Origin of the sequence: Pseudomonas sp. TWI628 (assembly GCF_039673865.1) — a bacterium.
GTDB lineage: Bacteria > Pseudomonadota > Gammaproteobacteria > Pseudomonadales > Pseudomonadaceae > Aquipseudomonas.
The window spans coordinates 44,023-53,715 of sequence record NZ_JBDJMM010000040.1 but is presented as its reverse complement, the minus strand read 5'-3'; the positions used below and the strand labels follow the sequence as shown (position 1 = coordinate 53,715).

Annotated in this window: 12 protein-coding genes; 5 read left to right on the top strand and 7 right to left on the bottom strand. The window is 64.6% G+C overall.

The window, feature by feature from the left end:
* Window positions 1-52: 52 nt before the first annotated feature.
* On the bottom strand, window positions 53-547 hold the full coding sequence (locus ABE528_RS25095; RefSeq protein WP_346654369.1) for a transcription elongation factor GreAB: 495 nt from the start codon (window positions 545-547) through the stop codon (window positions 53-55).
* Between the two features lie 2 nt (window positions 548-549).
* Complete coding sequence (locus ABE528_RS25090) at window positions 550-948, bottom strand: hypothetical protein (RefSeq protein ID WP_346654368.1); 399 nt, start codon at window positions 946-948, stop codon at window positions 550-552.
* Between the two features lie 130 nt (window positions 949-1,078).
* On the opposite strand from ABE528_RS25090, the gene earP reads away from it, so the two are divergent.
* Both earP and efp read left to right on the top strand, forming a co-directional pair.
* Entirely contained in the window at window positions 1,079-2,212 is a 1,134-nt protein-coding gene (earP, locus tag ABE528_RS25085) for an elongation factor P maturation arginine rhamnosyltransferase EarP (RefSeq protein ID WP_152958036.1), read from the top strand.
* A 48-nt stretch (window positions 2,213-2,260) separates the two neighbouring features.
* A complete protein-coding gene (gene efp / locus ABE528_RS25080) occupies window positions 2,261-2,830 on the top strand; it encodes an elongation factor P (RefSeq protein ID WP_012271109.1) in 570 nt (189 codons plus the stop codon).
* 57 nt (window positions 2,831-2,887) lie between these two features.
* Here efp and ABE528_RS25075 read toward each other — a convergent pair whose 3' ends face one another.
* The 3 genes from ABE528_RS25075 to ABE528_RS25065 form a co-directional block, all read right to left on the bottom strand.
* Window positions 2,888-3,316, bottom strand: coding sequence for an organic hydroperoxide resistance protein (locus tag ABE528_RS25075; protein ID WP_152958037.1), 429 nt, complete (start codon window positions 3,314-3,316; stop codon window positions 2,888-2,890).
* Window positions 3,317-3,457: 141 nt separating this feature from the next.
* Window positions 3,458-3,913 (bottom strand): MarR family transcriptional regulator, encoded by a 456-nt coding sequence (locus tag ABE528_RS25070; protein ID WP_027919493.1) that lies wholly within the window; start codon window positions 3,911-3,913, stop codon window positions 3,458-3,460.
* A gap of 55 nt (window positions 3,914-3,968) precedes the next feature.
* Window positions 3,969-4,925, bottom strand: a complete 957-nt coding sequence (locus ABE528_RS25065; RefSeq protein ID WP_346654367.1) for a LysR family transcriptional regulator — start codon at window positions 4,923-4,925, stop codon at window positions 3,969-3,971.
* A gap of 113 nt (window positions 4,926-5,038) precedes the next feature.
* Here ABE528_RS25065 and ABE528_RS25060 point away from each other — a divergent pair, with 113 nt between their 5' ends.
* Window positions 5,039-5,788 carry a sulfite exporter TauE/SafE family protein gene (locus tag ABE528_RS25060; protein ID WP_152958053.1) on the top strand — a complete coding sequence of 250 codons (750 nt, stop codon included), beginning with the start codon at window positions 5,039-5,041 and terminating at the stop codon, window positions 5,786-5,788.
* Window positions 5,789-5,790: 2 nt separating this feature from the next.
* On the opposite strand, the gene ABE528_RS25055 is transcribed toward ABE528_RS25060, so the two are convergent.
* A complete protein-coding gene (locus ABE528_RS25055) occupies window positions 5,791-6,642 on the bottom strand; it encodes a LysR substrate-binding domain-containing protein (protein ID WP_152958039.1) in 852 nt (283 codons plus the stop codon).
* Window positions 6,643-6,738: 96 nt separating this feature from the next.
* Here ABE528_RS25055 and ABE528_RS25050 point away from each other — a divergent pair, with 96 nt between their 5' ends.
* On the top strand, window positions 6,739-6,957 hold the full coding sequence (locus ABE528_RS25050; protein ID WP_152958040.1) for a DUF1127 domain-containing protein: 219 nt from the start codon (window positions 6,739-6,741) through the stop codon (window positions 6,955-6,957).
* A gap of 73 nt (window positions 6,958-7,030) precedes the next feature.
* On the top strand, window positions 7,031-8,251 hold the full coding sequence (locus ABE528_RS25045) for a crosslink repair DNA glycosylase YcaQ family protein (protein ID WP_346654366.1): 1,221 nt from the start codon (window positions 7,031-7,033) through the stop codon (window positions 8,249-8,251).
* Here the strand turns inward: ABE528_RS25045 and ABE528_RS25040 are convergent.
* Window positions 8,232-9,578 carry a 3-deoxy-7-phosphoheptulonate synthase class II gene (locus ABE528_RS25040; protein ID WP_152958042.1) on the bottom strand — a complete coding sequence of 449 codons (1,347 nt, stop codon included), beginning with the start codon at window positions 9,576-9,578 and terminating at the stop codon, window positions 8,232-8,234. The two genes, ABE528_RS25045 and ABE528_RS25040, sit on opposite strands and share 20 nt — an antisense overlap.
* Between the last annotated feature and the right edge of the window lie 115 nt (window positions 9,579-9,693).

The window sequence follows — 9,693 nt, the reverse complement described above, 5'->3', positions numbered from 1 at the left end:
TCAATTTGCGGTTCTGTACGGAGATCGGTTCATCAGGCCGACCTGGTGAAAATCAGGGCCTGCCTAACGGCAGGCCGTTACCGGCCCGCACACAAAAAATCTGACAGTCCCCAAGCTTCACCTCATCCTCGACCTTCTTGCCCACCAGTTGCTGCCCCAGGGGCGATCGCGGGGTAATCACGGTCACCCGCTCATCCCCCTCGCCAATCTTCAACCCCGCCGCCTCAGGCCCGAGGAAAAGCAACCGCTGGCCTCCATCCTCATCCTCCAGGGTCACCAGGTTGCTCACCTGCACCCCCCGCGCCGGGTCGTACTCGCGCAACAGCAATTGCTGGTACGTCAGCAGCGCCTGGCGAATCTCAGCCGTGCGCCGCGCTTGCCCGGTGGCCAGGTACGACGCCTCCAGCCCCAAGGTGTCGTACTTGTTCTCGGCGATGTTCTCTTCGGCCGTGGCCGCTTCGTAGGCGGACTGGGCCGCGCGGCGCAATACCTCCATGTCGGTTTTCAGGGCCGCGACGATGCGCGTGAGCAGGGTGGCCTTGTCCATGGTCAGTAACAGAACTCCAGTACGTTGGCCTGGCTCTTGTCGGTAGGTGCGGTGCGGTTCTGCGAAAGCCAGAACTGGCACTTGGGGCTGTTCAGGTTGCGCGGGTTGCCTTGGGCAGCCTCGGCGGCCTGCTGTATTTCCTGCTTGTGCAGGATGTCCTTGTAGCGCTCGAACATCTCGCTTTGCGCGTCCACCGGCTGAGCGGGTGTAGTCGCCGGCGCTGGCTTGCTGTAGGCCGGTGCCATCGCCTGGGCCACGGGTTCCACCTGTTCGGGCCACAGCTGCAGGGCCAGCCACAGGCTCAGGGCGATCGCCACGGCGCCGAGCCACAGGCCAAGGGCCACGCAGAAAATCAGTTGCAGCGGTTTGAGGGTGATCTTCAGTTCACGGTGGCGGGGCATGGCGGCCTCCTGGCAGGGCGGGCGAAGGGGCCATTGTCGCATGGCGCTGGAGTTTTTTCCGTGCGGTGCTTTTGTCGGCGACAATTTATCCGCAGAATTCGCGGTTTTTGCGCAGGGCGAGGGAGGGCACATGAAAACCACCTGGGACATTTTCTGCAGCGTCGTCGACAACTATGGCGATATCGGCGTGACCTGGCGCCTGGCCCGGCAGCTGGTGGCCGAGCACGACCTGGCGGTGCGCCTGTGGGTGGACGACCTGAATGCCTTCGTGCCGCTGTGCCCGGGCGCCGATGCCGGTGCCGCGCAGCAATGGCAGCAGGGTGTCGAGGTGCGTGCCTGGCCTGCCGACTGGCAGCCCGCAGAGCCGGCCGACGTGGTGATCGGTGCCTTTGCCTGCCAGTTGCCGGCAGCTTACGTCGCAGCGATGCGCGCACGCACGGCGCCGGTGCTGTGGCTGAACCTCGAATACCTCAGTGCCGAGGACTGGGTCGAAGGCTGCCATGGCTTGCCATCGCCCCAGCCCAATGGCCTGCGCAAGGTGTTCTTCTTCCCGGGCTTCACCGACAAGACCGGTGGGCTGTTGCGTGAGGCCAGCCTGCTGCCGCGCCGGCAAGCCTTCGAGCAGTCGGCCGAGGCGCGTGCGGCATTCCTCCAGGGCCTGGGCGTGCAGGCGCAGCCCGGGGCCCTGCTGATGTCGCTGTTCGCCTACGAAAACGGTCAACTGGGCCGCTGGCTCGATGCGCTGGCCGAGGATGCCCAGCCGGTTCACCTGCTGGTCCCGCAAGGGCGCATTCTCGGCGACCTGGGCGCCTGGCTGGGTGAGCAGCAGTTGCAGGCTGGCGATGTGCACCGGCGTGGCACGTTGACCGTGCAAATCCTGCCGTTCGTCAGCCAGGACGATTATGACCGCCTGCTGTGGAGCTGCGATTTCAACGCGGTGCGCGGGGAGGATTCGTTCGTGCGCGCCCAGTGGGCCGGCCGGCCGATGCTGTGGCACATCTATGTGCAGGACGAAAATGCCCACTGGGAAAAGCTCGAAGCCTTCCTCGCGCATTATCGACAGGGCTTGTCGGACGCCGCCAGCGAGGCGCTGATGGCCTTTTGGCGTGCCTGGAACATGAACCACGACATGCACGCGGCCTGGCAAGGGGCCCGCAAACACTGGGCGGAACTGCAGCAGCACGCCCGTGATTGGGCCACTCGCCAGGCCGCTCGGCCGGACCTTGCCAAGGCGCTGGTACAGTTTTACCGAAATTGGCTATGATATGCGGCCTCGATTTTTATAAATCCATCCAGATTCGGATACTTCGTAATGAAAACTGGTAAAGAACTGAAACCCGGTACCGTACTGCGGATCGACAACGACCCGTGGCTGGTTCAGAAAGCCGAGTTCACCAAGTCGGGTCGCAACAGCGCGATCATGAAGACCAAGCTGAAAAACCTGCTGACCGGCTACAAGACTGAAACCGTCTACGGTGCAGACGACAAGCTGGACGACGTGATCCTGGATCGCAAAGAAGCGACCCTATCGTTCATCAGCGGTGACTCGTACACCTTCATGGACACCACCGACTACACCATGTACGAACTGAACGCCGAAGACATCGACGCCGTTCTGCCGTACATCGAAGAAGGCATGGAAGACATCTGCGAAGCCGTGTTCTTCGAAGGCCGTCTGGTATCGGTTGAACTGCCGACCACCATCAGCCGTCAGGTTGTCTACACCGAGAACGCTGCTCGCGGCGACACCTCGGGCAAGGTCATGAAGCCTGCCAAACTGAAGAACGGTACCGAGATCCAGGTTGCCGACTTCATCCAGATCGACGAGTGGATCGACATCGACACTCGCGACAACAGCTTCAAAGGCCGCTCCAAGAAGTAATCCTTCTTGTGAAACGCAAAAAACCCGGCCTCGGCCGGGTTTTTTTGTGCCTGTGACTTACACGGTCACGTGCAGGCGCACATCCACATTGCCGCGGGTGGCGTTGGAGTACGGGCAGACCTTGTGGGCCTTTTCCACCAGCGCCTCGGCATCGGCCTGGGCCAGGCCCGGCAGGTTGATGTTCAGGTCGATGTCCAGGCCGAAGCCACCCGGGATCTGGCCGATACCGACCTTGGCGGTGATCGAGGCATCCGCTGGCAGGGCTTTCTTCTCCTGGCCGGCGACGAACTTCAGTGCGCCGATGAAGCAGGCCGAGTAGCCGGCGGCGAACATCTGCTCCGGGTTGGTGCCATCACCACCGGCGCCGCCGAGTTCCTTGGGGGTGCTCAGCTTGACTTCCAGCTTGCCGTCGCTGGAGCGGGATTTGCCGTCGCGACCGCCGGTGGAGGTGGCTTCTGCGATGTACAGCGGAGTGACCTTTTGCATCTTGAGCCTCGCTAGTGTGCTGTGCGCCCCTGGTGATCAGGTGGCGTCATGTGGGTACGGGATTTAAATTAGCGCGCAATTAGTTAGTGCGCAAGATAAATTTTCACCGCTCATCCGAACGGGCATCACACAGCGTAGCCGTCAGAGGTTTTTTTGCAGGCTGTCGCGCAGCTCCAGCAGGTCGGCCTGCAGTTGTTGCAGGCGTTCGAGGCTGCGGCCGCTAGCCTTGAGGATGCACTGCGGCACTTCCCGGGCCTGCTGCTGCAGGGCCCGGCCCTTGTCGGTCAGTTGCACCAGCACCACCCGCTCATCCTCACGGCTGCGGTTGCGCTGCAGCAGGCCTTCGCTTTCCAGGCGCTTGAGCAGTGGCGTGAGCGAGCCGGGGTCGGTCAGCAAATGCTGGCTGATTTCACCTACGGTCAGGCCGTCCTGCTCCCACAGCACGAGCATGGCCAGGTACTGCGGGTAGGTCAGCCCCAATGCTTGCAGCAGGGGCTTGTAGACCTTGGTCATCAGCAACGAGGTGGAGTGCAGGGCAAAGCAGACCTGGTTGTCCAGCAGCAGCTCGTCACAGGAAGCTTGAGTGTTGGCGTTCATGCAGGTCCTTGAATGTCATCAATGGAGAAATCTAGCACGCTGAAGGTTGGGGCGCTTACTGCCAGCGCAGTTCGCTGCGCAGTGCCAGGTCCCAGGGTGGAACCGGGCTGAAGCGGCTCTTGAGAAATTCGAGCAGCAAACGGCTGCGAGAGTTCGTTTCATGTTCAAGGCGCAGCGCATAAATGCCACTGGTTTCGGCTGCGGGCAGGCCGTTGTCACAGAACAACGGCAGCAGTTCGCCGCGCAGCAGATAGTCGCTGATCAGCCAGGTCGGCAAGTGGGCGATGCCGAGGCCGGCGAGGGCGCCGAACAACAGGGTCTCGGCGTTGTTGGCGGCCATGCGCATGCGCGCCGGGCGGTACAGGCGCATCTGCCCGTCGACCGCGAAGCGCCAGGCGAAGGGGGGGGCCAGGCCGTCCCAATCGAGGCCGTCGTGGCCGGGCAGCTCGCTGGGGCAGCTGGGCATGCCGCGGCTGGCCAGGTAAGCAGGGCTGGCGCAGGCGATGCGCACCATGTGCGCCAGCTTGGTGGCGACCAGGCGGGTGTCGGCCAGGGGGCCGGCGCGCAGCACCAGGTCGACCTCGCCCAAGTGGCTGCCGTGCAGGTCGACGAAGCTGTCGATCAGGCGCAGCTGCACGTCCAGGCCCGGGTAGGCCACCAGGAAGTCGGCGATCGCTGGTGCCAGGTGACGGCGGCCGAAGGCGGCCGGGGCGTCGATGCGGATCAGGCCTTCCGGGGCACTGCTCAACGATACTGCCTCGGCGCGGGCCAGGCGCAGCTCTTCGATGATGCGCCGGGCGCGCTCGGCGAAAGCGTTGCCCGCCGGGGTGGCGCGTACGGCATGGGTGCTGCGGGTGAACAGGCGGCTGCCGACGGCGCTCTCCAGGTTGTCGATGCGCCGGGCCACGGCGGACGGGGTCAGCGGGTGGCGGCGTGCGGCAGCAGAGAAGCTGCCGCTCTCCAGTACATCGAGAAACAGGCTCAGCTGGTCGGTCAGGGTATCGGGGCTCATGGTCATTCCGCTTGTGCGAGAAACGCACAGCCATTGTGCGTTGCTATGCGTTTCCCCGCCAGAGCGCAGTCGTTAGCATGCTCGCATTGCAAACACAGGCGGATGAGGCCCTGATGATCGAGTGGTTGTTGTATATCGTGCTGGGCGCCGGCCTGGGCACCATGGGGGGATTGTTCGGTATCGGCGGCGGCCTGATCGCCATCCCGGCACTGGGCGTGCTGTTCGGCCTTGACCAGCAGTTGGCCCAGGGCACTGCGCTGGTCATGGTGGTGCCGAACGTGCTGCTGGCGCTGTGGCGCTATCACCAGCGCAACCGCATCGAGCTGCGCCATGCCGTGCCGCTTTCGCTGTGCAGCTTCCTGTTCGCCTGGCTCGGGTCGATCTGGGCGGTGGGTATCGATGCCCACTCGATGCGCCTGGGCTTTGTCGGTTTCCTGGTGGCACTGGCAATCTGGAACGTGGCGCGGATGTTCCTCAAGGTCTCGCCGCCCAGCGCCGAGCTGCGTTATGCCTGGCCGTGGCTGGGGGTGCTGGGGAGCTTTGCCGGAACCATGGGCGGCCTGTTCGGCGTGGGTGGGGCGGTGGTGGCCACGCCGATCCTGACCAGTGTATTCGGCACTACCCAGGTGGTGGCGCAGGGGCTGTCGCTGGCGCTGGCGGCGCCAAGTACCTTGGTGACCCTGGTGACCTATGGGGTGCACCACAGCGTTGACTGGAGCGTGGGTATTCCCCTGGCGGTCGGCGGGCTGCTGAGCATCAGCTGGGGGGTGAAACTGGCCCATGCGCTGCCTGAAAAAGTACTGCGGGCGATGTTCTGTGTGTTCCTGGTGGTGTGTGCGGTGATGCTGGGCTTTGAGTTGTAAGGTCACATGAACCCTTCGACGATGTAATCGGCCATGCAGTCGGTGATCGGCGACTGGCTCTGGCTGTTGCGCAGCAGCATCACGTTGGCCACCGGCAACTGCGGCAAGCCTTCGCTCTCGCCGAGAATGCGGATGTTGCCACCCACCAGGCTCTGCAATTGCGCCGTCACCGCCAGCCCGGCGGTGACGATGGCAAAGATCGCCGCCAGGCTGGGGCTGGTGTAGGCGATGCGGTAGTCGATGCCCTGGGCCTCCAGGGCGTTGCAGGTCCAGGCCCGGCAGAAGCAGTCGGTGTTGAACAGGGCCAGTGGCATTGGCCGCTGTTCCTGCGGGCAGAAACCTTCGGCGGCGGCCCAGACCAGGCGTTCCTGGCGCAGCAGCTGGCCAACCTCGTTGCCCGGCTCGCGGGTGACGATGGTCAGGTCCAGGTCCTGGCGCAGCATCAGTTGCTTGGACGAGTCGCAATGCACCTCCACCTGTACCAGTGGGTAGGCCTGAGCGAAGCTCGAAAGGATGGTCGGCAGAAAGCGCATGGCGTAGTCGTCTGGCGTACCGATGCGCACCATGCCGACCATGTGCGGCATGCGCAGGGTGTTGAACACCTCGCCATGCAACTTGAGGATGCGCCGGGCGTAGCCGAGCAGCACCTGGCCCTCGGCGGTAAGCCGGACCTGGCGGCCGTCGCGCTCGAACAGCTGGCGCTGGAGGATATCTTCTTCCAGGCGTTTCATCTGCATGCTCACCGCCGACTGAGTGCGGTTGACCACTTCGCCTGCGCGGGTGAAGCCGCCTTGCTCGGCGATGGCGACGAAGGTGCGCAGCACGTCGGCATCAAGGCTCTGATATTGGGACATTGCATCAATCTCCGAGATGCATGGCATCAGAAACATTCGTTGGATTGATCTTAAGCCTGGGCAGAGACTGGAGCCATCAACACGGAGGGCTTCACGATGAAAGGTCATGTCAGCAGCATCCAGCAACCTGCCTTTTCCCTGAACCACCTGTGGCATGTGGCCCTGGACCGTCCGGCCCGGTGGCTGCAGCTGTACCGCCAGCGCCAGGAACTGGCCAGCCTGAGTGATGCGACCTTGCATGACCTGGGCTTGAGCCGGGCGGACATCCAGCAAGAGGCCGAGCGGCATTTCTGGGATGACCCGATGCGCAAATAGGCTAAACCTGTAAGGGCCCTTTCGCGGGTAAACCCGCGAAGAGGCCCTTTCAGGCACAACAAGGAGATCAGGCTTGCCCCTCAAGCTGTCCATCAACCAGGCCCGGCGCCTGGCCCTGTATGCCCAAGGATTCGGCAAGCTGCCTGACTCCCCACCGACCCTGCCTGCACTCAAGCGCATGCTGCAACGCCTGGGCGTGGTGCAGATCGACTCGGTCAACGCCGTGGTCCGCTCCCATTACCTGCCGTTGTTCTCGCGCCTGGGCAACTACCCGCCAGCAATGCTCGACCAGCTCGCCTGGGGCCGTGGCCGCCAGCGCCAGCTGTTCGAATACTGGGGCCACGAAGCCTCGCTATTACCCCTGAACCTCTACCCCTTGCTGCGCTGGCGCATGGCCCATGCCGCCGATGGCCGTGGCATCTACCGCCAGCTCGCGCAGTTTGGCCGCGAGCGCCAGGACGTGATCGCCCGCGTGCTGGCCGCCGTGCGCGAACAGGGCGCGCTGGGCGCGGGCAGCTTGTCCACCCGGCAGGAGCGGGCCGGCCCGTGGTGGGACTGGAGCGAAGAAAAGCACGCGCTGGAATGGCTGTTCGCCGCAGGTGAAGTGACGGTGGCGGGGCGCCGCGGTTTCGAGCGGCTCTACGATGTACCGGAAAAGGTCCTGCCCAAGGCCATCCTCGACCAGGCATTGCCAGGCGAGGCCGAAGCCCACCAAGGCCTGATGCTGCACGCCGCCACGGCCCTGGGCGTGGCCACCGAGCGCGACCTGCGCGACTACTTCCGCCTCGAGCCCGGCCAGGGCCGGGCAGCGCTGCAAGAACTGCTCGCCGATGGCCGCCTGCAGCCGGTCGAGGTGCAGGGCTGGAAACAGCTCGCTTACTGCGCCGGCACACCGCGCATCCCGCGGCGCGTCGAAGCCAGCGCGCTGCTGTCGCCGTTCGATTCACTGGTCTGGGAGCGCAACCGCACCGAGCGGCTATTCGATTTCCACTACCGCCTGGAGATCTACACCCCGGCGCACAAGCGGGTATACGGCTACTACGTGCTGCCGTTCCTGCACCGCGAACGCATCGCCGCACGCCTGGACTTGCGCGCCGAGCGCGCCCAGGGGCAATTGGCGGTGCACGCTGTGCATGTGGAGTCGCTACCGTTGGACGAGGAGGGCTATCAGGCCCTGGCGGCCAATCTGCTGCGCCTGGCCCGGTGGCTGGGCCTGGACAGGGTGCAACTGAACTGCCCTCGGGCCGAGGGCAGCCAGTTGCGTCAGGCCCTGCTCAGCGCCGCACCTGCTTGAGGGTTTCGGCGATCAGGAAGGCCAGTTCCAGCGACTGATCGGCGTTCATCCGCGGGTCGCAGTGGGTGTGGTAGCGGTCGGACAGGGCATCCTCGGTGATCGGCCGGGCGCCGCCGATGCACTCGGTGACGTTCTGCCCGGTCATCTCGATATGGATGCCGCCAGCATGGCTGCCCTCGGCCTGGTGCACCTGGAAGAACTGCTTCACCTCGTCGAGGATCTGCGCAAAATCCCGGGTCTTGTAACCGCTGCTGGCCTTGATGGTGTTGCCGTGCATCGGGTCGGAACTCCACAGCACCTTGCGCCCCTCGCGCTCGACGGTGCGGATCAGCCCAGGCAGGTGCGCGCCGACCTTGCCGGCGCCCATGCGCACGATCAGGTTGAGGCGGCCAGGGTCGTTGGCCGGGTTGAGCGTGTCGATCAGGCGGATCAGCTCTTCAGGGTTCATGCTCGGGCCGACCTTGACCCCGATCGGGTTGTGCACGCCACGCAGGAACTCGACATGGGCACCGTCGAGCTGGCGGGTGCGGTCGCCGATCCACAGCATGTGCGCCGAGCAGTCGTAGTAGTCGCCGGTCAGGCTGTCCTGGCGCACGAAGGCTTCTTCATAGTTGAGCAGCAGCGCTTCGTGGGCCGTGAAGAAGCTGGTTTCGCGCAGTTGTGGCGCGCTGTCCAGGCCACAGGCGCGCATGAAGGCGAGGGTTTCGTCGATGCGGTTGGCCAGCTGGTGGTACTTGTCGGCCAGCGCCGAGTTGGCGATGAAGTCGAGGTTCCATTTGTGCACCTGGTGCAGGTCGGCGAAACCGCCCTGGGCGAAGGCGCGCAGCAGGTTGAGGCTGGCGGTGGCCTGATGGTAGGCCTGCAGCAGGCGCTCCGGGTCCGGGACGCGGCTCTTTTCGTCAAAGCCGATGCCGTTGACGATGTCGCCACGGTAGGCCGGCAGGGTGACGTTGCCGATGGTTTCGTCGTTTGATGAGCGCGGCTTGGCGAACTGCCCGGCCATGCGCCCGACCTTCACCACCGGGCAGCCGGCGGCGAAGGTCATGACGATGGCCATCTGCAGCAGCACCTTGAAGGTGTCGCGGATCTTCGCCGCCGAGAACTCGGCGAAGCTTTCGGCGCAGTCGCCACCTTGCAGCAGGAAGGCGCGGCCCTCGGTGACCTCGGCAAACTGCCGGCGCAGCTCGCGCGCCTCGCCGGCGAACACCAGGGGCGGGTAGCTGGCCAGGGTCTGCTCGACCTTGAGCAGGTGTGCGGCGTCGGGGTAGGTCGGTTGCTGCTGGATCGGCAGGGCACGCCAGCTGTCGGGGCTCCACGGTCGGTTCATCACAGGCTCGGTTTTATCTGTTATAGGCTGCCTGCCATGGTAACAGCGGCGCCGAGCTTGTTGCATCCGGGGCGTTGGCGGACAATGCGCGTTTTTGCGCGGGTGGGTGGCAGGT

Excerpts from the sequence above, each read along its gene's own strand:
- ABE528_RS25055 (WP_152958039.1), bottom strand. The coding sequence starts at position 6,642 with ATGTCCCAATATCAGAGCCTTGATGCCGACGTGCTGCGCACCTTCGTC.
- ABE528_RS25060 (WP_152958053.1), top strand. The coding sequence starts at position 5,039 with ATGATCGAGTGGTTGTTGTATATCGTGCTGGGCGCCGGCCTGGGCACC.
- ABE528_RS25095 (WP_346654369.1), bottom strand. The coding sequence starts at position 547 with ATGGACAAGGCCACCCTGCTCACGCGCATCGTCGCGGCCCTGAAAACC.
- efp (WP_012271109.1), top strand. The coding sequence starts at position 2,261 with ATGAAAACTGGTAAAGAACTGAAACCCGGTACCGTACTGCGGATCGAC.
- ABE528_RS25090 (WP_346654368.1), bottom strand. The coding sequence starts at position 948 with ATGCCCCGCCACCGTGAACTGAAGATCACCCTCAAACCGCTGCAACTG.
- ABE528_RS25075 (WP_152958037.1), bottom strand. The coding sequence starts at position 3,316 with ATGCAAAAGGTCACTCCGCTGTACATCGCAGAAGCCACCTCCACCGGC.
- ABE528_RS25065 (WP_346654367.1), bottom strand. The coding sequence starts at position 4,925 with ATGAGCCCCGATACCCTGACCGACCAGCTGAGCCTGTTTCTCGATGTA.
- ABE528_RS25070 (WP_027919493.1), bottom strand. The coding sequence starts at position 3,913 with ATGAACGCCAACACTCAAGCTTCCTGTGACGAGCTGCTGCTGGACAAC.
- ABE528_RS25040 (WP_152958042.1), bottom strand. The coding sequence starts at position 9,578 with ATGAACCGACCGTGGAGCCCCGACAGCTGGCGTGCCCTGCCGATCCAG.
- earP (WP_152958036.1), top strand. The coding sequence starts at position 1,079 with ATGAAAACCACCTGGGACATTTTCTGCAGCGTCGTCGACAACTATGGC.
- ABE528_RS25050 (WP_152958040.1), top strand. The coding sequence starts at position 6,739 with ATGAAAGGTCATGTCAGCAGCATCCAGCAACCTGCCTTTTCCCTGAAC.